Consider the following 20,785-nt stretch of genomic DNA (forward strand, 5'->3'; position numbering starts at 1 on the left):
GTTCTTCATGTACTCTTGTTGTGATTTCATTGTTTTTTATCGTATAATATGGATACTGGAGGTGGTTTGGATGAAATACAAGATTTTAGTTGTCGATGATGATAAAGAATTGGTGAAAATGCTTTGTAGTTATTTTAATATGAAACAATATGAAACCATTACGGCTACAGATGGAATGGAAGCATTAAATAAAATAAAAATGAAACCGGATATTATTTTGTTGGATATCAATATGCCACGCATGGATGGGATTGAAGTATGTCGTCTGATACGCAGTAAAGTGTTATGTCCAATTTTATTTCTGACAGCAAGAGTTGACGAAGATGATAAAATTAATGGGTTGCTTTCAGGTGGGGATGATTATATTACGAAACCATTTAGTCTTCGGGAGTTGGAAGCAAGGATTGTCACAAACATAAAGAGAGAAGAAAGGCATCAACAAAAAACGGAATACCGTTTCATGGATGAAATGCTGATTGATTATTCTGAAAAAATAGTAGCTATAGCCGGACACAGGATGGAGTTCACAAAAATTGAATATCAGATTATTGAATTCTTATCCATGCATCCAGGGCAGGTGTTTGATAAAGAACGTATATATGCACAAGTCTGTGGATATGATGCGGAAGGGGACAGTAGAACGATAACGGAATTAGTACGGCGTATAAGGAAAAAAATAGCGGATTATTCAGAAAAAGAATACATAGAAACTGTATGGGGGATTGGATACCGATGGAAAAAATAAGAAACTTGTCACTGAAAAAAACAATTCTGCTTTATTTTGTGATCAGCTTAACGGCAGCATTTCTGTTATCTGGATTTACAGTTCATTTTGCAGGAAATATGCAGAATAAAATATGGGAAAAATATATTGATTATGCAGATTATACGGACGTGTTTCAGCAATATGGAAAGAAATACGAGATTGAGATATCAAGACCTAATCAATCGCAGATGAATCGTTTGGACTATCATCTTTCGGAAATGTGTGACTTTATGGAAACATATTCGGTACTGATTTTTTCGATTGTTGGGAGTGTTGTTGCGGTATTCTTTTTTTATAAAAATAAGTTAAAGACACCTCTACAGGAACTAAAAGATGCCTCACAAATGATTGCAGATAATGAACTGGATTTTCATGTGTCCTATGAAAATAAAGATGAGATGGGAACTTTGTGTAAAGAATTTGAAATGATGCGAAGTGCTTTAGCAGATAACAACAGAAAGATGTGGCGAATGATTGATGACGAGAAGGCTTTGCGGAATGCAATTGCACATGATATACGTTCTCCACTTTCCATATTGCGAGGGTATCAGGAAATGCTCTTAGAGTTTGTTTCTTCTGAGAGTATAAAAACAGAGGATGTTATTGATATCTTACAAACAGGCATGTATCAGATTGACCGTATAGAGCATTTCACGGAAAACATGAGAAAAATGTCCCATTTAGAACAGAGGGAACTGCAATGCTCAGAGATAGAATTATCGGAACTGGCAAAAAAGATTGAGGCAGAAGCTGCCATGCTGTCCAAGAAGGAAAGTAAATTATGTAAGGTAGAAAGAGTGCAGGAACAAAACATTGTGAAAGTGGATGAGGAACTTGTCATGGAAGTGACAGACAACTTACTGGAAAATGCGGTTCGATATGCACAAAAAAGTATTGCTTTGCAGATAAAGAAAAAGGATGGTTTTCTTATAATTTCTGTTGAAGATGATGGAATAGGGTTTGTGGATACTGAGGAAAAAGTAACAGAACCATTTTATCATAAGAATCCACAAGATGATTTAAAGCATTTTGGCCTTGGTATGTATATTTCTCGTATTTTCTGTGAAAAGCATGGAGGAAATTTGAAAATATATAATGCCAGACAAGGCGGTGCTCATGTAGAAACTCTTTTCAAAGCTGAATAAAAATACTTTATAAGGCTGAAATCACAAATAAAGTGGTTTTAGTCTTTTTTGTTGTGAATTTATTGAGAATTGATTTGTATGATGTTGTTAAAGAAATAAAGAAAGGAAGAGATACAATGAAAACAATCATAAAAAGAAGTATACTTGATTATTTAAAGAACCCTGTTTTGTGGATTGGCTTGATTATTATAGTTGCCAGTATGTATCAATGTCTGTCATCGTATTTGCAAATTCATTATATCAAACCGAATGAAAAGATCACACAAAATGACGTAGCATTGGAAGATGCTGATGTCATGGATGGGTACATTCCCACATCTGATGATAAAGAAAGAAGAAGGGAGTGGGAAGATACGATCAAAGAGACGTTAATGGACACCTCCAAAAATGGTTTTGGATTTAGCAGGCAGGAAGCAGATCATGTAATGAAAGAAATTCAGAATATGGATGTAAAGACTGCTTCTGAGTTTTTGGAATCCCAATATGGCTATTATAATGCAATATATGCTTATGATGACCTTGAAATTCATAAGGGGACAGCAGAAGAAATCAATCATTATATCGAGCGGAAATTATCTGAACATTCTTTTTCCTGGTACTTTGCCAAAAAATTTACGGATTTTGCAGGATTGCATATGGCTTTTTTTGCAACAGTCTTGCTATCATTTTTATTTATTCAGGATACACGAAAAAGTACCTATGAATTATTACATACAAAGCCTGTTACGGCAGTCCAATATATATGTGGGAAAGTAATAAGCGGATTCATTAGTATGCTGGGAGTATTAGTGATTTTGAATGTTATATTCTTTATGCTGTGTTTGAAAACGTCTTTAGAATCGGGCTTTCCAGTAACACCAATTGATTTTTGCGTGAATTCTCTGATCTATATTATTCCGAATCTTTTGATGATATGTTGTGTCTATACAATTACAGCAGTAATATTTAAAAATCCGCTTCCGGCAGCACCAATCTTGTTTTTACACATTATATATTCAAATATGCTGACCATGAAGAATGATATTTATTATATGAGACCGTTCTCTATTATGGTGCGATTCCCTGGCAGATTTTTTGAAACACATGTAGCCAAAATGTCAAACATAAATCAGATTATTCTTGTAATTTCATCAGTTATATTAGTATGTATTTCTGTTACAATCTGGAAAAGGAGGAGGGTTCATTGAAAACGGAACTAAAAAACTGCCTGTCGTTATATAAGATTTTTTATTCATGTGCATTTATACTGATATTGTGTGCTATTCATCCGATTATATACTATGAAGAAATCGGTTCAGCGATTCAGTCGCCAATAGCATTTTTAACAATTATTTTTTGTAGTGACACATATTTGATGGAAGTAAAAAGTAAGCGTGCCGATGTATTTCATTTGTATGATCAAAAAAAGCAGTTAAAAGTAATATCGCAGAGAGTGGGCGTTCAAATATTATATTTATTAATACTTTCCTGTGTTGGATATGTTTTGTTTTTCTGGCAAAAACCGGGCAGTGTAAACGAAGGCATTTCGGGTATTCAGATATTTCTTTTATATTTCATTGCAATGTTTGGAACTATCTGGCTTTGGAGTATATGCTCTGTGATTTTGTGTACATTGCTTCGAAATATGTGGGCAGGTATTGGATGTTTATTTGGAATTGTCATTGGACTTATATCAAAAGCGGGAAGTTCATTTTTCGGAAATCTGGGATTGTTTTCTTTCAGCTTTTGTGAACCTACTCAATTAATGTCCGAGAGTTGGATTTATGGAACGCTTGTGTCTTTTATAGCGGGGCTGTTTTTATTTGCAGTATTACCAATGACTTTAAAGAAAAGAGGATAGATTATGAGTATTAGAATAAATGATTTAACAGTTAGATTTAAAAATGGTGTAGTTGCAGTAAATAAGGCATCTCTTGAAATACCTAAGGGAATTTACGGACTTTTGGGTGAGAATGGTGCCGGAAAAACCACTTTGATGAGGGTTCTTACAACTGTTTTAAAACAAACGGAAGGAATGGTTTCCCTTGATGGAATTCTGTATAACGAGGGAAATTATGAGAAAATACAGAAAAAGATTGGTTATCTTCCACAGGAAATCGACTTATATCCGAATCTTACGGTGAAAGAATGTCTTGTATATATGGGGGGACTGTCAGGAGTAGCCAGAAATGACCTCGAACAAAGAATTACCTATTATCTGGAAAAGACTTCTCTTACAGAGCATCAGAATAAAAAAATGCGGCAATTATCTGGTGGTATGAAGAGACGTGTCGGACTCATACAGGCACTTCTTAATAATCCGGATTTTTTGATTATTGATGAACCTACCACCGGGTTAGATCCGGAAGAAAGAATCAGGATCCGCAATCTTTTGGTTGATTTTTCAAAGGATAGAACTGTGCTGTTTTCCACTCATGTAGTAGAAGATTTAGCAGCAACCTGTACACAGCTTGCCATTATGAAAAAGGGAAGTTTTTTATATTCTGGAAGCGTGAGTGGGTTGCTGGAAAATGCAAAGGGCTGTGTTTGGAATTGTACGGTACAAAATGCAGAAGAAGCCCGTTTGTTAGAAGCCAATTATTCTATATCATCTAAGCAGTATGTAGAAAATGGAATTCATATGAAAGTATTAAGCAAAGGAAAGCCAAATGAGAATTGTGTCCTGGATAATGATATCACTTTGGAAGATGCATATATTTATTTGACGAATAGTTGAATATAACGGCGGGCAAGTTGCCCGCCGTAAATTATGCTTATTTTGTTAAAAGACCGGATAGATTTTTTCCAATGCAAAATCCAATCTGTGGATATAACTCCTGAATTTCCTGATATTTTGCTTCAATCATTTCTGGTTCATCAGCCCAGATCTTTTCATATATTTTGAAAGCTCTTTTAAAATGTGTTTTGGCTTGCGGAAGATTGGCAGTCATCAGATAAATGGTTCCAAGGGTTTCCTGTACTTTGGCATAATCCAGACAGTCATCGGAATGGTATTCCTTGATGATGCCGGATAATTTTTGCAATTCAGAGATGCCTCTTTCGGGTTCCTGCTGTTCTGTCAGGAACATTGCATAATTGGCAATCTGAGGTATGCTGTCATTTATATGAAGCAGGTTAAATTGGTCAAGCAGTGAGATACTTTTTTCCATGTGTTCTCTTGCAAGATCGGGATGACCGTTCATGCGGTAAAGTCCACCGAGATTGGCATGAAGGTTGGAAACAAGGCGAGCATTGTCAGCAGTGATATTTTCTATCTGGGCAAGTGCATCCTTTTCCAGTTTTATTGCTTTTTCTGGCTTGATTTCAAGAGTAGCCTGAAAATCCAGTAACAATGCCCGGTCAGAATCGGTGCCAATGTCTTTAGGCTTCAAAAAATTTTTTAATTCCTGAATGATTTCTTTCATACCTTTCTGGTAATTATAATTATCCATATATGGAAAAACATTTTCCAGAAAAAGTAGATATTTTGGTATATCATCTTTTTCAATCAATTCTATGATGTTTCCTGCTGTCTGAAACAGCTTCTTGTAATAATCGACTTCAATTCCATGCATTAAACATATTTTCTGTAAAGAATCCAGTAATATGTGACAGCTACTTACAGATGGTTTTGTCTCTGAAAGGGCAATTTCCTTAATCATAGGATGCAGGGAGATTGTGTGACGTGTAGTTGTCTGCACAAAACCAGTTTCAATCAAGTCGTTAATTTCATTTAAGGTAGGCAGTTCCAGCCATTTGGCGAATATGCGGGCAGAAATACCAGTGTAAGGAAGAAAACACAAATTGCACATGATATCCTGCTGTTTTCGGGATAAAGCATATAGTGAAAATAGAGTATGGATATGACTATAATAAGTGGCTTTACTGCTTTGACCATCCTTGATTATCTTAATTTTATCTTCGTTATCGAGAGATGCTCTTTCTTCCTGAAGTTTTGCTAATAACTGACCTGGAGTTGAAATTCCATTTTCCAAAAGTTTTGCAGCCAGTTCTACAGCAAAAGTATGATAGTGTACGGTCTCTATGATTTTTTCGACGGTCGAACGATACTTGTCTGCTTCTGAATAAAATGCAGATGTCAGTTGGAAAAGAATGTTTATATCCTTTATTTCTTTTAATTGAAAAGTACAGTATTCATTCAGATTACTTCTGGTCGTAAATAAAATCTGACAGCGGTATTTTAATACTACTGACAGAAAACTGTCCTGTGTAGCTGTGACATTAAAATTATCTATGATAAGCAGAGTATCGGATTTCAGGGAACGCAGAAAACGGTTATGTCTTTGAAACCGTTCCTGTTCGCTGATTTCTGGTGGATCATCAATAAAATCCATGTCAGTAATGTCCTGATGAAGATCACCTGTATATTCTACATATAGAATGTTAGTGTAATGCTTTTTGTAATGTTTTGCGTAGGCTTTGGCAAGTTCGCTTTTACCAATACCGGCAATTCCGCAAAGAAAAACATGACGGTTTTCCTCAAGCATGGTATATAATTCTTCTAGTTCTTTATCTCTTCCGATAAAATGACGGCATGGTTTCGGAACCTCACTGTCCATAATATAATCCAGCACAATGGGTGACAGGGCACCTCCGGCAATTAATTTTTGATTTTTAGTATCACGTTTGATAAATTGTCGCTCCATGCCAAAAGAAATCAGCTTTGCAAGAAAAAGCAGACGTGAGCTGGCTGGTTTGTACAGAGAAGCCAGATTTTTCTTTTTGGCATCGGAGATGGTGTCATCTTGTATAAATAATGTGTATATATCCTGCATAGCCATATTGCAGTCAGACATCAATGGAAGCAGATTTTGGTGAATGGTTTCTGCCAGTTTTTTCTGATTACTGGGTTTGGAATAGTAGGCAGATATTTTGGGACTGATCTTTGCTTGACCGGTCAGCCAACGACAAACCAGACCATTATCCATAGAAAAATCCTGATTTGCCGGATCATCCATAAAATCTTCAAATAATTCGTATAAAAAATCAGGCTGACTCATTTGATTACTTTCGCTGATATGATTTTTTAAGCAAGTGCTAATAGAAGAAAAATCGCATCGATTCAATAGAAATTCCCCTTTCGTAGTTAAGATTAAGTATATCTATCATAACACGAACATATATTCGATTCAAGAAAATGCGGATATTTTTAAATTGATTGTGTCAATTTACAATCAATTTCTATTCAATGTGGTTTTCCGGCAGGTTCTGTAAAATAAGCTCAGATCAAAACAATAACGGGAGGAGCTTATGCAACAGAATATTGAATTTGAGCGGTGCATTGATTTTCTGGTACGGATGATTGATAAGTACGGCGCTGAAGTCCTCCGGGAGTTGGAGGAAGAAAAACAGAATAAGGAAGAAAAAGAAGCGGCAGTTTCCTGAAATACAAAATGTAAATCAGACTGTCGCTTTTTTCATGCATTTTTAAATCAAATAAATTTTAAAAGCTGATGCAGAGTGTGTGGCTCATTATTCTGAGAAGCGGTAATACGCGTATCAAATGGCTTGAAATGATTCTGCGTATAAAAGCTCAGAAGAAATTCATTATCTTCGCATTCAAGAAACTCCATAACGCCACCTACGGAATATTTGAGACTGGATATGGTTTCCAGTGCAAATCCCAGTAGAATATTTCCAGGAATTCGTTTTTCCTTTGGAAGAGAATAGTTCTTTCCCAACTGGGCGATCAAGTAAGCTGCGGTAGTATAGGATTGTGTTTCTTCATCCAAAATACTGACACGGGACAGTTTTTTTGCCATTGTCTTGCTGATATTTGAAGCACGGACAGAGATTGGTTTTATTGTAAGTGAAAAATAACCAACCAGTGAAGCATCTTCAGCATCAAATACCAGATAAGTGATAGATTGATCTTTTTTGGTAAACTCAATCGCATTATGTAATAAAAAGTATTCCACATCGGGATTTTTGGGACAAGAAAAATCGGAGAGTAAGTCGTAAAGACTTTCCTCTCCGATATATGTCGGTTCGTCTTTATCCAAATATGCCCGAATATTAACGGTAAAATATTTATCAGACATGTTTTTTCTTCCTTTTTGACATTAAAGCTAAGATTTCCTGTGGGTTCGTTAACTGACGTCCGGGAAGTGTCTGCTTTGGTGTGCGGTCACGGTCGGCTTCGTCAATTGCTGCGACAAAACGCTTTACGCTATTTGGATTGGATACGACAAAATTATGAGTAATACTTGAAGTAGCCATACTAACACCTCCTCTTTTTTGGCTTTTTTGTGTATTTATAGTATATGCAATGTGTGATAAAAACACAATATCAAAAACAGAAATTATTTCTAAATAATTTTCAAGCCGGACATTTATTAGACGCTTCCGGTAAGCGAACAATATTTTCGAGCCAATCATTTATAAGTCGCCAATGGTGGGCGGGCAATATTTTGATAACAGAAATGCTCTGTATCTAACTTAATTATACGATTGGCGAAGAAATGCGTCAATACGGAAAATAAGTATTGAAAATAGTTGGAACAAGTACTAAAATAAGGTTGGGACAATAAAACAGAGTTATACTGCGAGGAAGATTATGAAGAATAAAAAGATTAAATGCGATATATATACCAGAGTATCCACAACCATGCAGGTAGATGGCTACAGTCTGGATGCTCAGAAAGAAAAACTCAAGAGATATGCGGAATTTCAGAATATGGAAATCGTAAATGAGTATTCAGATGAAGGTAAGTCTGGAAAGAGCGTAGAGGGCAGACCGGAATTTCAGAGAATGTTGGATAATATTGAGAATGGAACAGATGAGGTACAGTTTGTACTGGTGTTCAAGCTTTCCAGATTCGGTCGTAATGCAGCAGATGTATTAAACTCTCTGCAGAGGATGCAGGATTTTGGAGTGAATCTGATCTGTGTAGAAGATGGAATTGACAGCTCAAAAGATAGTGGAAAGCTGATGATTTCTGTTCTGTCTGCGGTGGCAGAGATCGAACGAGAGAATATCCTTGTTCAGACAATGGAAGGACGTAAGCAGAAAGCCAGGGAAGGAAAATGGAATGGTGGATTTGCTCCGTATGGTTATGAATTAGTAAATGGAGAATTGCAGATTGCAGAGGACGAAGCAGAGATTATTCGTCTGATCTATGACAAATTTATTCATACCAATATGGGAATCTCTGCGATTGCCGCATGGCTGAACCAGCATGGATATAAAAAGAAAAAACGACAGAATAATACACTGGACGCATTTGCCGCATCATTTATAAAAGGCGTTCTGGATAATCCGGTATACTGTGGAAAGCTGGCTTATGGACGAAGGAAAAACGAGAAAGTTTCTGGTACAAGAAATGAATACCGCATTGTAAAGCAGGAAAATTATATGCTGCACGATGGTATCCATGAAGGGATTGTTTCAGAAACAGACTGGGAGCTGGCACATCAAAAACGGGAAAAAACAGGTGTGAAATATGAAAAGACACATAGTCTCGATCATGAGCATATTTTATCTGGAATATTGAGATGCCCGTTATGTGGAAGTGGTATGTATGGAAACGTGAACCGAAAGAAAAAGAAAGACGGAACTTTATATAAGGATTATTTCTATTATGCCTGCAAACATCGTCGCCTGGTAGATGGTCATAAATGTGGATATCGTAAACAATGGAGTGAGGAGAAGATTAACAATGCAGTGGAAGAAGTTATTCGGAAGCTGGTGAAGAATCCTAAATTTGAAGAAGCAATTCTGAATAAAATCGGTTCAAGAATTGATACAGAAGAAATAGAAAAAGAGATTGAAGGATTGGAAAAGCAGCACAGGCAGCTGACCGGAGCAAAAGCAAGACTTGGACAGCAGATGGACAATCTGGATATCATGGATAAATTTTATGAGAAGAAATATCAGGATATGGAGACAAGGTTATACCGTTTGTATGATGAGATTGAAGGCGTGGAGAACAGTATAGAAGAAGTCAAGAACCGCCTGCTGAATATCCGGCAACAGAAAATATCAGAAGAAAACGTCTATCAATTCCTTTTATATTTTGATAAACTATATGATAAGTTCACCGACCTGGAGAAGAAAGAATTTCTTAACAGCTTTGTAGAACAGGTGGATATTTATGAGCAGGAGCAGCCGGATGGCAGATTCCTGAAGCACATAAAGTTCCGTTTTCCGGTGTATTTTGGAGACAGGGAAACACAGGAACTTTGTTGGGACAACGAAAGTACCGTTGAGACGGTAGTACTGCTTTCCCACAAAAAGCCAGACGGACATATCAACGTAAAAGTTGAGTTTGGTGAGGGTGAGGGAAAAGTTCCGCTTGATAATATCGCTAAAAGAGCCGAAAGCTATAAGCCCAAAGAACGAGTGACCTACAAAATGATAAAGGAGTACATAGAAGCTAAATACGGCTTCAAAGTACATACCGCATATATCGCAGAGGTAAAAAGAGATTTGGGCTTGCCGATGTATGATGCTCCTAATGCAGTGGAGGAATTGAAGCAACCGAGGAAGCATCCGACGGTGGAGAAAGTGGAAGCAATTAAAGATGCCCTCAAGCATTTTGAGGTTATCTAAAATCATGAGCGTACCATTAGAAATAATGGTATACTTATGATATGGGAGGCGAATATTATGATTATACCTGTAAGCGTTAAAAATCAGAGTATTGATTCTTCTGGAATCACAAGTGATTACAAAGCTGCTATAAGTGAATATATTTGGAATGGTTTTGAAGCTAATGCTAAAAAAGTTAGTATAGAATATACACTTAACGAAGCGTTTGGAGTTAAGGAATTAATTATAAAGGATAATGGTGATGGAATAAATTACGATGAATTGGGGGAGACCTTTGGTGCTTTTCTGGCATCAAAGAAGAATTTACTGTCATTACAAATAAAATCCAAGGCAAATAAAGGGAAAGGACGATTCTCTTTTATTGCTTTTTCAAGTAATGCAGAGTGGCATACTGTCTATAAAGATAACAATGTTTATAAAGAATATGATATTAATATGTCCAGTGATAAAAAAGAGGTGATTGACTGTTCTGAACCACAGTTATCTGACAGACAAGAAACCGGAACAGAAGTGAAATTTACCAATATAAATACATTAACTGCGGAGAATATGGGCTTTGAAATAATAGAGCCAGCATTACTTAAAGATTTTGCTTGGTTTTTGTACCTATATAAAAATAAGAATGTAGAAATAGTAGTTAATGATGAAAAGATTGATTATGAAAAGTATATAAACACAGAGTTGAGCGAAAAATCTATGGTTACAATTGAAGGATATAGATTTGAGATTAACTTAGTTGTATGGCAGGAATCAATCTCTGAAAAATTCTGTTGTTATTATTTTGATGACAAAAACGTGTTGAAAGGAAATCGAACTACAACTTTTAATCGGAATACGGTTAACTTTAATCATAGTGTGTTTGTGAAGTCAGAATTTTTTGATGATAAGGAAAATGTTATAGGTGATCACAATGATACCCAAATTAATATGTTCGAATATCCAGATGAGAAAAAGATTCTGAAAAAATTGCATAAAGAGATTCAAATGCTTATTGAGAAAAAAATCAGTGTATATTTATCAGATAAAGCAGAAGAAGCAGTTGAAGCAATGATAACAGAAAGAAAAACGTTCCCGGAATTTCCAGATGATGTATATGGACAAATGCGTAAGAATGATTTGAAGAGGGTAACAAAAGAAATTTTTAAATTGGAGCCACTAATTTTTCATAAATTAAAACAAATTCAAGAAAAATCGTTATTAGGTTTTTTGAATTTGCTTTTGAGCTCTGAAGAGAGAGAAAATGTTTTAACTATAATAGAGCAGGTTGTGGAATTATCACCTCAGCAGAGAACTGATTTTTCAATGATATTAAAAAAGACATCCTTGGAGAATATCATTGATACTATCAAGTTTATTGAGGATAGGTATAAAGTAATAGAATTATTAAAAAGTATTGTGTATGATTTGACAAAGTTTGCAAATGAACGTGATCATGTGCAGAAGATTGTAGAACGACATTTTTGGCTTTTTGGTGAACAGTACAATTTGGCAAGCGCTGATCAGAGAATGCAAAAGGCATTGGAGCAGTATAGGAATATTTTGTATGGAGAAGAGGATGTTACAGCAAAATTAAATTCAGATGCGGAAAATGAACGACGTATGGACATTTTTTTGTGTAATACGCGAAATATCGAAACAACATTTGAAACAACGCTGGAAGAAAATATTGTTGTTGAATTGAAAGCACCGAGAGTTCTGTTAACGAAAAAAGTATTACGCCAAGTAGAAGATTATATGGATTACGTTAGAAGACAGCCTCAATTCAATAGTGAATTACGGAAATGGAAGTTTATTGCCGTATGTAAAGAAGTAGATGATTATGTTAAAAGCCAATATAAAGCATTTGAAGATAAAGGAAAAGTTGGGTTAGTATTCCAAGTTGATAATTGTGAAGTATATGCACTTACTTGGGATGATATATTTAAGAGTTTTGAAATAAAGCATAAGCCGATGTTAGAACGATTGAAGTATGATAGAGAGCGGGTGGCAAATGAATTAATGGCAGAAGTAAGTGATACTGAAGGGCGAGAAAAAGCGGATACTCTTACGAAAATTGCTGTTGCAAAAGTGTTGTAAAATATTAGTTGATAATTGAAAAAGGAGAGCTAATAAATAATCTGTAAATGAAAGGATGGAGTTGATAAGATGAATGCATCTTTTTATAACGAAATCAAAAAAATTTTAATCTCGGCGAGAAATAAAGTTTATCAAACAGCCAATTTTGCAATGGTTGAAGCCTACTGGAATATAGGAAAATCAATCATTGAAGAACAGGGTGGCAATGAAAAGGCGGAGTATGGTACAGGTTTGTTAAAAGAGTTGTCAAAGCAAATGACGCAGGATTTTGGCAAAGGATTTACCGTTGCCAATTTGAAAAATATGCGGCAGTTTTATTTGACATTTCCAAATGGCTACGCACTGCGTAGCGAATTAAGTTGGACGCATTATCGGCTCTTGATGCGAGTGGAGAATGAAAATGCACGAGAATTTTATATGCAGGAAGCTGTAAAATCCCAATGGAGTACCAGACAACTTGAGCGTCAGATAAATTCTTTCTTTTATGAAAGGCTATTGTCCAGTAAAAATAAAGAGCAAGTTGCAGAGGAAATACAGACATTAGAACCGGCGAAAAAACCAGAAGATGTCATCCGCGACCCATATGTGTTGGAGTTTCTTGGACTGAAATCTAATGATGATTTTTATGAAAGCGATTTAGAACAAGCGTTAATTACACATTTGCAGAAATTTCTTTTGGAACTTGGTAGAGGGTTTTCATTTGTCGCAAGGCAGAAAAGAATAACCTTTGATGGACGTCATTTTAGAATTGACCTTGTATTTTATAATTATATTTTAAAATGTTTTGTTCTGATAGATTTAAAAGTTGGGGACTTAACACATCAGGACTTAGGGCAAATGCAGATGTATGTTCATTATTATGAGCGGGAACTTATGAATGAAGGAGACAATCCGCCGATTGGTATCGTATTGTGTGCAGATAAAAGTGAGTCTGTAGTTAAGTATACGTTACCTGAAAATGAAACACAGATTTTTGCTTCAAAATACAAATTGTATTTACCAAGCGAGGAAGAATTGCTGCGTGAATTAAAACAGGAATATCAAGCATTGGAATCTATTAAGGCATTGGAGGAAAATAGTGGTAGTGAAGATTAGATTTTGCATCAAGGTGGTGCAAAATTTATATCAGTTATGTATTTGTGGGAAAGGGGATGCATGAACAGTATTCGTACTGTAGAAATATTGCTTATATTTCCGTGATTTTGTGGGGATATGTTTTAATTTGATACTCACGTCGAGACGGTAGTACTGCTTTCCCACAAAAAGCCAGACGGACATATCAACGTAAAAGTTGAGTTTGGTGATGGTGAGGGAAAAGTTCCGCTTGATAATATCGCAAAAAGAGCCGAAACATACAAGCCCAAAGAGCGAGTGACCTACAAAATGATAAAGGAGTACATAGAAGCTAAATACGGCTTCAAAGTACATACCGCATATATTGCAGAGGTAAAGAGAGATTTAGGCTTGCCGATGTACGATGCTCCTAATGCGGTAGAGGAATTGAAACAGCCGAGGAAGCATCCGACTCCAGAGAAGGTTGAAGCAATAAAGGATGCATTGAAACATTTTGAGGTGATTTAATGACAAAGCCGCTTGCTTATTGAATGGGTAAGCGGCTGCTTTATTATAATTAGTGTAATATAATAAAGCTTGTTCGAGAGTAAAGGGAGAGGATATGTATGAGAAGAACGTTATTCAGGTACAGGTCATTTAATACGGAAAAACTGAATGATTATAGCTATATTCATCAGAGGATAATTAACATTGAAAAATGGAAGTTTGAAGCTTTTGAAGGATTAGTATATCCATCATCACCACTTTATTTCAACGACCCCTATGATTGTGAATTTTGCTTTCAGTCAGATGCATTGGAAGGTGTACTTGATAGAGAAACATATATACATCTTTTGGAAAGAAGATTTTCACTTAAACAGGAAGAAAAAAATAGAATTCTTTATTCTGACAATATTGAAAGGGCGATGCAAATAGTTTTGCAGGCTCATGGAGGAAGGCTTTCTGACTCTTGGATGAATATTTTGCAAAATGGATTAAATGATTGTATGAGTACAATCAAGGATGCTGTAAGAGTTGTCTGTTTATCTGAGGTGTATGACTCTATGCTTATGTGGAGCCATTATGCTCAGAATCATACTGGATTTTGTATAGAGTATGATTTTAAAGAAAGTGATATGCTTTATAAACATTTATACCCAGTAATATATACAAAGGATAGATATGCTGTTTCTAAAGCAGATATGTTAAGTGAAAATACAGAATGGATTTATAAGACGACTTGTCGTAAATCCGATGTTTGGTCGTACGAGAAAGAATGGCGAATTGTGACGGCTAATTTCAATAAAGTAATGCCAGAAAAATTGAAATGTCCAAATGGAAAATATGTCTTGGATTTGAAAGAAAATATAAAAGCGTTTTATTTAGGAGCGAAAATCTCTGAGAATTTTAAAGAAGAGATAATTCAATTTGGAAAAAAGAATAGTATTGATATTTATCAGATGGTTTTATCACCTAGTACATATGAGCTAAACGCAAAGAAAATTATATGATTAATTATGGAGTAATGGTATAATTTTCTTATTATACAAACAAGATGGATGGTGAAAGAACATATATGAAATTTGAAAAAGTGGTTATTAAAAATTTTAGAAATTTTGATAATGTTGAACTTGACTTATCAAATAAAAACATATTTTTTGGTCTAAATGATGTGGGGAAAACAAATTTCTTGTACGCTCTACGATATGTATTTGATAAAGATATTCGTAAACAAAACCTTTTAGATTCGGATTTTCATAATAAGCAGCTTGATAAACCAATTGAGATTGTTGTTACTATAGATATTAGTGATGTTGCTGACAGCGATTGTCAAAAACTCCGTGCACAGCTAAAAGGTGCATTGCTAAGTAAGCATAATAAGGTATATATAAAGCTTTTTGCAGAATATAGCAAAACAGAAATGCTCGCTCTACCGATATTATCGTGGGGTGGCGATATTAATCATCTTTACGAAATGAAGCAAAGAGGATATCTATATGAAATAGACTATGTATTTAATGTCATTTATATTGACTCTTATGTTGATTTGTATTCCCTATTTAAAAAGAATGTGAGCCAGCTTGTCAGAAATGAAAAGGACGAAGATAAAGATATTCTGGCAAAAATTCAAAATACAGTTGATGATTTGAATGGTCATATTGCTTCTCTGTCTGGAATTAAAGAATTTGAGGATAAACTTACGCCAGAATATCAAAAATTCCATGATGAAGGGATATCTGTTTCAATAAAATCCGAAATCGCAGTAAAGGGATTGTACTCAAATATTATCCCATATATTAAACAAGATAATGATGATAATTTATATCCTACTGCTGGGGAAGGTAGGAAAAAGTTATTGGCATATTCAATATACGACATACTGTCAGATGAAAATGCGGAAAAGAAAATCAATTTGTTTTTAATTGAGGAGCCTGAAAACCATCTTCATAAGTCTATGCAGATTGCATTATCACAAATACTTTTTACCGATAGCAAATACACATACTTGTTTGTAACAACTCATTCGCCTTTTGTTCTTTATGAAATGGATAATGTAAATTTAGTTCGAATATATAGTGAGCGAAAAATCAATAGTATTAGCACATTTTATAAAGTGCCTGATGCTTATGAGAAAAACAGGAAAATGTTAAACCGTTGTTTGTCAGAAGCAATCTTTGCTAACAAAGTACTTTTGGTTGAAGGACCATCTGAATATATGCTATTTAGCAAAGTCCTTTCAGTAGTGCATCCTTTTTATGAAGTAGATGGAATATACATTTTACCAGTTGATGGTGTGGGATTTGAAACATATTTTTCTATCCTGGATGAACTTGAAATTTTTAATGTGGTAAAAACTGACAATGATTTGAGAGCGGTAACAGGAAAAGGTACATATAGCGTTTTAGGCTTTTCACGCTGTAATAATTATATTGGGGAAAAGCGTCTGCCTACTAAACAAATTCAAGAGAATTCTGTTTCTGCCAAGAGGAGTTTATATAATTCAAATATAAATACTTTGGATAAAATACGAAGTGACTTTCATATTTTCTTATCAAAAGTGGATTTAGAAAATGATTTAGACGAGTTTTTGCATGATAGATTATCAGCTTTATTGGATAATGATAATCCTGTTAAATATTTACAAGATGCAAAGCACTATCATATGGTGGAGTTGATTGAGAAACTTTCGGATACAGATTGCAGAACAATCTATAATCATTACAACTTTGCATGTTTGAAGGAGGTTGCCGAATGAAACTATCTCCAATTCAAGAGAAAATAGTAGAAACTCCCGGTAACTTAATAGTAAGGGCAAGTGCAGGAACAGGAAAAACCCATACAATGGTTAATAAAATTGCTAAGGAAATTGATGATAATCATACACATAAAGTTATTGCTGCAATTACTTTTACAATAAAAGCAGCACAAGAAATAAAGGATAGATTGTCTGTCGATGTAGTTCAACACTTCATTGGAACAAATAACAGTTTCGTTATTGAGGAAGTTATAAAGCCTTTTATGAAGGATGTCTATGGTGCTGATTTCGATTTGGACATGAGTACGGACTATTCAGCTAAAGTTGATACTTTTCAAGAAGCTATTGAAAAAATAAGGAATGAAGGTATCCTCTGCTCATATCGAGATAATAAAAGGAACTTTATTTTTGATTTGGCTCAAGAAATTGTAGAAAATTCTTCGGCTTGTAGGCTTTATCTTCAAGCAAAATATTTTAAAATATATATCGATGAATATCAAGATTGCGACAAATCAATGCATAAATTCTTTATGTATTTATGTGATGAATTGAATATCGAAACCTTTGTTGTGGGAGATGAAAAACAATCGATTTATATATGGAGGGGTGCTTATCCAGAGGCTTTTAAAAGCATCTGGAACAAACCCAATTTTAAAAAGATATTTATGGGAGATAATTTTCGCTCTTGTCAACAAATACAGAATTATTCTAATCTATTATGTGATGAGACAAGAAGTCTTTACAATCCTACGGAAAATATAGATAATATTGTGTGGCTTTCTCCTACAAAGGCAAATTGGGCAACAGAAGTATTGTCTAATATTGTTCCCGATAAAAAGTCAGCATTATTGCGGTTTTCTAATGATAACGCACGAATAGGAGCAAGCGAATTAACAACAAACGGTTTAGAGTATGTTTATATCCCACAGACTCCTATTGCTGATATTACAACAGATACAGCGTGGCTTTATACAGCAATTGCTAAATACCTTATAATTGAAAAGTATTCTGCATATGATGTAATTTCAGAAATACCTGTTGAAGGAAATGAAAGTCGCAAAACAGTATCCACCGTAAAAAGATTACTCAAAAGAATTGAAGAGACTATAGATGATGAGCAGTCTTTCGGCTCGTGTGTCACAGCATTGGCTGAATATCTTGGATATGATACTCGTCCTGATCACATAAACAAATTATTCAAAACAATTTCTGATACCAGTTTTCATGTGGCATTTGAAGCGGATAAATACAAACACATCGCAATTACATTCCACTCTTCAAAGGGATTGGAGTTTGAACAGGTAATTGTATTTGCAGAGGATTATCGATTGTCTGATATGTCGAGTATATACAACCATTATGTAGCGGTTACACGTGCAAAAAGCAAATTGATTATCGTTAAGTTAAACAATTACAATGCGAATTGTTTTCAGAATAATTTACAAAAGATATTTTCTGAAAGCGGTCATAATATAGAAGATGTCGTTTTATTTTGAACAGAATAGATTATTTATAAACCAATAATACAGGCAGCTATTACGAATAGGTAGGAGTTCTCTTTCCTTTGAATTGCCGCTTAGTTTCGAGCAGGCAGCAGCCTATCGAAAGGTTAACGGACAGTATGTAAGAAAAAATCAGTGGAAAGATACCAATGTAAGAGTATTCATAGACCTTGATTAGCAGTTAATACGATAAGCGTATCATTAGAAATAGTGGTACGCTTATTTTTTGCCCATTTTTGCAGATTTGTCCTTTCACCCGCTTTCAAATATAATGAAGCTAAAGAAATGGAGGTGTGCTTATGAGAGAGAAATTTAATCATATGTATTTGGATAGCCACGAAAGAAAACTTTTGGTACATAGCCTTGTAGAGTTAAAAAATCAGCTTATTCAGCAAGGCAGATATACGGACTGTATTGACGAGCTTATTTTTAAGGTCATAAATGCACCGACCAAGAGAATGAAAATTGAATATGTCTAAGGCAAATTACAAAGCTGCTTATTCTTATTGATTTTAAGAGTAGGCGGCTTTTTTGCGTTCTCTGGTACTGTTTACATAGCCACCTTGACAAAGTGGCTAAATCTATGCGAAAGGAGGACGCATCTATGTCAAATTGCAAAGTGATTGCCCTGACTAACCAGAAAGGCGGTGTTGGAAAAACAACCACAGCGGTCAATCTGGGCGTAAGTCTGGTGCAACAGGGTAAAAAAGTCCTGCTGATTGATGCCGATGCACAGGCAAATCTCACGATGGCTCTGGGTTATAACAGACCAGACGATATTCCCATAACGCTCTCTACTGTGATGCAGAACATCATAGACGATAAAACGCTTGATGTTTCACAGGGTATTATCCACCACAGAGAGGGCGTTGACCTGCTTCCGTCAAACATTGAGCTGTCGGGCTTTGAGGTAAGGCTAATCAATGCAATGAGCCGTGAGCGTGTGCTGAAAACCTATGTCAATGAGGTTAAAAAGAATTATGACTATGTGCTAATTGATTGTATGCCGAGCTTAGGTATGATAAAAGGAATAGTTTCGCAAGAGTAACAGAGTGGCAATCGAGTAATATCGGTTGCTTTTTTGTTGCCCAATTTTAGAAATTGTCGATTGCCCCCGGAAGAATGATTTCTAAAAATTACAAATTTGAAAAGAAATGGAGGAAAAGAAAAGTGAAAGAGTATTCAAAAGGAATTTATGTAAAATTCAAACCAGAAGAGGTGGAGATACTGCATAATCGAATGAAGGAAGCTGGAGTTCAAAACATGAGTGCATATATCAGAAAGATGGCATTGAACGGATATGTGATTATTCCTGAGTGGCCGGATTTGGATCAGGTAATATCCTTCAGAAATACAAAAATCTCTATTGAAAGAGAAGTTGTAGCATGATACTATAACCGTATAAACGGATATATGAATTTATAAATACGGATATATACGGAATGCTGATGGAGGAAAAGATGATTATCAGTGAAAGAATTTTTTATGTGATGGAGCAGAAAAACATAACGCAGTTGGAACTTTCAAAAAGGACCGGGATTGCAACAAGTAACATCAGTGACTGGAAGAAGAAAAAGACGAATCCCAAAGCGGACTGTCTGTTGTCTATATGTGATGCATTGGAGATTACTCCCGAACAGCTTTTGACTGGAAAAGGAATTGATCCGGAATATCAAGATACAGATATGGATTATGAAGTTACCAGGTCGGACATTAAGATATTAAAGCAGATTCACAGTCTTGGGGACGAACAGTATAAAAGATTGATGGCGTATATGAAAGCCTTGCAGAAGTTGGAACAGATGGAGAACATGGTGGAGGAATAGAGATGGCAAATAAAATAGTTAGGGAAATTATTCACGCAAAAGGAATTGATATTGGGATTTACACGAAAGATTTTGAAAATGAATATATTTCGTTGACAGATATTGCAAAATATAGAAATGATAATGATCCCAGATTTGTGATTCAGAACTGGATGCGAAACAGAAATACAGTTGAGTTTTTGGCTGTTTGGGAAGAACTTCATAATCCAGATTTTAACCGTGTGCAATTCGAGGCGGTTAGAAGTGAGGCAGGATTAAACAGGTTTGTTATGACGCCAACCAAATGGATTGAACAGACCAATGCTATTGGAATAGTGTCAAAAGCAGGCAGATATGGTGGAGGAACTTATGCACATAGCGATATTGCAATGGCATTTGCTACATGGATTTCTCCGGAATTTCAACTGTATATTATGAAAGATTACCGCAGGTTAAAACAAGATGAAAATAGTCGATTTTCATTGGACTGGAACTTGAACAGGGCTTTATCAAAGGTGAACTACCGTATTCACACAGATGCGGTGAAGGAAAATTTGATTCCACCAGAGCTAACACCAGAACAGATTGCTTATGCATATGCCAGTGAAGCAGATCTTTTAAATGTTGAAAA

General features: G+C 35.3%; 18 protein-coding genes and 3 pseudogenes. 18 read left to right on the top strand and 3 right to left on the bottom strand.

The window, feature by feature from the left end; all coding sequences use genetic code 11:
- Positions 1–70 precede the first annotated feature (70 nt).
- The 5 genes from H8S44_RS04125 to H8S44_RS04145 all read left to right on the top strand — a co-directional run bounded on the left by H8S44_RS04125 (position 71) and on the right by H8S44_RS04145 (position 4,627).
- A complete protein-coding gene (locus H8S44_RS04125; protein ID WP_014080778.1) occupies positions 71–745 on the top strand; it encodes a response regulator transcription factor in 675 nt (224 codons plus the stop codon).
- The gene (locus H8S44_RS04130) at positions 733–1,911 is read left to right on the top strand and encodes a sensor histidine kinase (protein WP_186873135.1); all 1,179 of its coding nucleotides are present in this window, start codon (positions 733–735) and stop codon (positions 1,909–1,911) included. Before H8S44_RS04125 ends, H8S44_RS04130 begins: the two co-directional genes overlap by 13 nt.
- A 116-nt stretch (positions 1,912–2,027) precedes the next feature.
- Positions 2,028–3,098, top strand: a complete 1,071-nt coding sequence (locus tag H8S44_RS04135) for an ABC transporter permease family protein (RefSeq protein ID WP_117688332.1) — start codon at positions 2,028–2,030, stop codon at positions 3,096–3,098.
- Complete coding sequence (locus H8S44_RS04140) at positions 3,095–3,751, top strand: hypothetical protein (protein ID WP_008705633.1); 657 nt, start codon at positions 3,095–3,097, stop codon at positions 3,749–3,751. Before H8S44_RS04135 ends, H8S44_RS04140 begins: the two co-directional genes overlap by 4 nt.
- A gap of 3 nt (positions 3,752–3,754) precedes the next feature.
- Entirely contained in the window at positions 3,755–4,627 is an 873-nt protein-coding gene (locus tag H8S44_RS04145) for an ATP-binding cassette domain-containing protein (protein ID WP_005348496.1), read from the top strand.
- A gap of 37 nt (positions 4,628–4,664) precedes the next feature.
- On the opposite strand, the gene H8S44_RS04150 is transcribed toward H8S44_RS04145, so the two are convergent.
- A complete protein-coding gene (locus H8S44_RS04150; protein WP_005348498.1) occupies positions 4,665–6,911 on the bottom strand; it encodes a tetratricopeptide repeat protein in 2,247 nt (748 codons plus the stop codon).
- Between the two features lie 250 nt (positions 6,912–7,161).
- Here H8S44_RS04150 and H8S44_RS16575 point away from each other — a divergent pair, with 250 nt between their 5' ends.
- On the top strand, positions 7,162–7,296 hold the full coding sequence (locus H8S44_RS16575) for a hypothetical protein (protein WP_005348500.1): 135 nt from the start codon (positions 7,162–7,164) through the stop codon (positions 7,294–7,296).
- Positions 7,297–7,343: 47 nt separating this feature from the next.
- Here H8S44_RS16575 and H8S44_RS04155 read toward each other — a convergent pair whose 3' ends face one another.
- Together H8S44_RS04155 and H8S44_RS16315 are read right to left on the bottom strand one after the other, a co-directional pair.
- Positions 7,344–7,952 carry a hypothetical protein gene (locus H8S44_RS04155; protein ID WP_005348504.1) on the bottom strand — a complete coding sequence of 203 codons (609 nt, stop codon included), beginning with the start codon at positions 7,950–7,952 and terminating at the stop codon, positions 7,344–7,346.
- Positions 7,945–8,130, bottom strand: a complete 186-nt coding sequence (locus tag H8S44_RS16315; RefSeq protein ID WP_014080774.1) for a hypothetical protein — start codon at positions 8,128–8,130, stop codon at positions 7,945–7,947. Before H8S44_RS16315 ends, H8S44_RS04155 begins: the two co-directional genes overlap by 8 nt.
- A gap of 337 nt (positions 8,131–8,467) precedes the next feature.
- On the opposite strand from H8S44_RS16315, the gene H8S44_RS04165 reads away from it, so the two are divergent.
- The 12 genes and pseudogenes from H8S44_RS04165 to H8S44_RS04220 all read left to right on the top strand — a co-directional run.
- Positions 8,468–10,462, top strand: a complete 1,995-nt coding sequence (locus H8S44_RS04165) for a recombinase family protein (protein WP_186873134.1) — start codon at positions 8,468–8,470, stop codon at positions 10,460–10,462.
- Positions 10,463–10,519: 57 nt separating this feature from the next.
- The gene (locus H8S44_RS04170; RefSeq protein ID WP_049946826.1) at positions 10,520–12,538 is read left to right on the top strand and encodes an ATP-binding protein; all 2,019 of its coding nucleotides are present in this window, start codon (positions 10,520–10,522) and stop codon (positions 12,536–12,538) included.
- Between the two features lie 69 nt (positions 12,539–12,607).
- Positions 12,608–13,633, top strand: a complete 1,026-nt coding sequence (locus H8S44_RS04175) for a PDDEXK nuclease domain-containing protein (RefSeq protein ID WP_021739269.1) — start codon at positions 12,608–12,610, stop codon at positions 13,631–13,633.
- 135 nt (positions 13,634–13,768) lie between these two features.
- Positions 13,769–14,119 (top strand): annotated as a pseudogene (locus H8S44_RS16805) (hypothetical protein); the annotation flags it as partial.
- A 98-nt stretch (positions 14,120–14,217) separates the two neighbouring features.
- Positions 14,218–15,102 carry a DUF2971 domain-containing protein gene (locus H8S44_RS04185; RefSeq protein WP_025580485.1) on the top strand — a complete coding sequence of 295 codons (885 nt, stop codon included), beginning with the start codon at positions 14,218–14,220 and terminating at the stop codon, positions 15,100–15,102.
- Between the two features lie 65 nt (positions 15,103–15,167).
- Positions 15,168–16,847, top strand: coding sequence for an ATP-dependent nuclease (locus tag H8S44_RS04190; RefSeq protein ID WP_117687756.1), 1,680 nt, complete (start codon positions 15,168–15,170; stop codon positions 16,845–16,847).
- The gene (locus tag H8S44_RS04195; protein WP_117628620.1) at positions 16,844–18,343 is read left to right on the top strand and encodes a UvrD-helicase domain-containing protein; all 1,500 of its coding nucleotides are present in this window, start codon (positions 16,844–16,846) and stop codon (positions 18,341–18,343) included. The genes H8S44_RS04190 and H8S44_RS04195 overlap by 4 nt, the downstream gene beginning before the upstream one ends.
- Before the next feature lie 305 nt (positions 18,344–18,648).
- A complete protein-coding gene (locus H8S44_RS04200; RefSeq protein WP_186873133.1) occupies positions 18,649–18,828 on the top strand; it encodes a hypothetical protein in 180 nt (59 codons plus the stop codon).
- Between the two features lie 125 nt (positions 18,829–18,953).
- A pseudogene (locus H8S44_RS04205) lies at positions 18,954–19,373 on the top strand (ParA family protein); the annotation flags it as partial.
- Positions 19,374–19,519: 146 nt separating this feature from the next.
- Positions 19,520–19,738, top strand: coding sequence for a plasmid mobilization protein (locus H8S44_RS04210; protein ID WP_243167469.1), 219 nt, complete (start codon positions 19,520–19,522; stop codon positions 19,736–19,738).
- Between the two features lie 71 nt (positions 19,739–19,809).
- Complete coding sequence (locus H8S44_RS04215) at positions 19,810–20,175, top strand: helix-turn-helix domain-containing protein (RefSeq protein ID WP_186873131.1); 366 nt, start codon at positions 19,810–19,812, stop codon at positions 20,173–20,175.
- 2 nt (positions 20,176–20,177) lie between these two features.
- Positions 20,178–20,780: pseudogene (locus tag H8S44_RS04220) on the top strand (KilA-N domain-containing protein); the annotation flags it as partial.
- Positions 20,781–20,785: the final 5 nt, after the last annotated feature.

It is taken from the genome of Anaerosacchariphilus hominis, assembly GCF_014290175.1.
Lineage (GTDB): Bacteria > Bacillota > Clostridia > Lachnospirales > Lachnospiraceae > Laedolimicola > Laedolimicola hominis.

What these genes read in the sequence shown, in the direction of transcription:
- H8S44_RS04190 (WP_117687756.1), top strand. Translation starts at nt 15,168, where the DNA reads ATGAAATTTGAAAAAGTGGTTATTAAAAATTTTAGAAATTTTGATAAT.
- H8S44_RS04150 (WP_005348498.1), bottom strand. Translation starts at nt 6,911, where the DNA reads ATGAGTCAGCCTGATTTTTTATACGAATTATTTGAAGATTTTATGGAT.
- H8S44_RS04195 (WP_117628620.1), top strand. Translation starts at nt 16,844, where the DNA reads ATGAAACTATCTCCAATTCAAGAGAAAATAGTAGAAACTCCCGGTAAC.
- H8S44_RS04155 (WP_005348504.1), bottom strand. Translation starts at nt 7,952, where the DNA reads ATGTCTGATAAATATTTTACCGTTAATATTCGGGCATATTTGGATAAA.
- H8S44_RS16315 (WP_014080774.1), bottom strand. Translation starts at nt 8,130, where the DNA reads ATGGCTACTTCAAGTATTACTCATAATTTTGTCGTATCCAATCCAAAT.
- H8S44_RS04130 (WP_186873135.1), top strand. Translation starts at nt 733, where the DNA reads ATGGAAAAAATAAGAAACTTGTCACTGAAAAAAACAATTCTGCTTTAT.
- H8S44_RS04125 (WP_014080778.1), top strand. Translation starts at nt 71, where the DNA reads ATGAAATACAAGATTTTAGTTGTCGATGATGATAAAGAATTGGTGAAA.
- H8S44_RS04170 (WP_049946826.1), top strand. Translation starts at nt 10,520, where the DNA reads ATGATTATACCTGTAAGCGTTAAAAATCAGAGTATTGATTCTTCTGGA.
- H8S44_RS16575 (WP_005348500.1), top strand. Translation starts at nt 7,162, where the DNA reads ATGCAACAGAATATTGAATTTGAGCGGTGCATTGATTTTCTGGTACGG.
- H8S44_RS04165 (WP_186873134.1), top strand. Translation starts at nt 8,468, where the DNA reads ATGAAGAATAAAAAGATTAAATGCGATATATATACCAGAGTATCCACA.
- H8S44_RS04200 (WP_186873133.1), top strand. Translation starts at nt 18,649, where the DNA reads ATGAGAGAGAAATTTAATCATATGTATTTGGATAGCCACGAAAGAAAA.
- H8S44_RS04185 (WP_025580485.1), top strand. Translation starts at nt 14,218, where the DNA reads ATGAGAAGAACGTTATTCAGGTACAGGTCATTTAATACGGAAAAACTG.
- H8S44_RS04215 (WP_186873131.1), top strand. Translation starts at nt 19,810, where the DNA reads ATGATTATCAGTGAAAGAATTTTTTATGTGATGGAGCAGAAAAACATA.
- H8S44_RS04145 (WP_005348496.1), top strand. Translation starts at nt 3,755, where the DNA reads ATGAGTATTAGAATAAATGATTTAACAGTTAGATTTAAAAATGGTGTA.
- H8S44_RS04135 (WP_117688332.1), top strand. Translation starts at nt 2,028, where the DNA reads ATGAAAACAATCATAAAAAGAAGTATACTTGATTATTTAAAGAACCCT.
- H8S44_RS04175 (WP_021739269.1), top strand. Translation starts at nt 12,608, where the DNA reads ATGAATGCATCTTTTTATAACGAAATCAAAAAAATTTTAATCTCGGCG.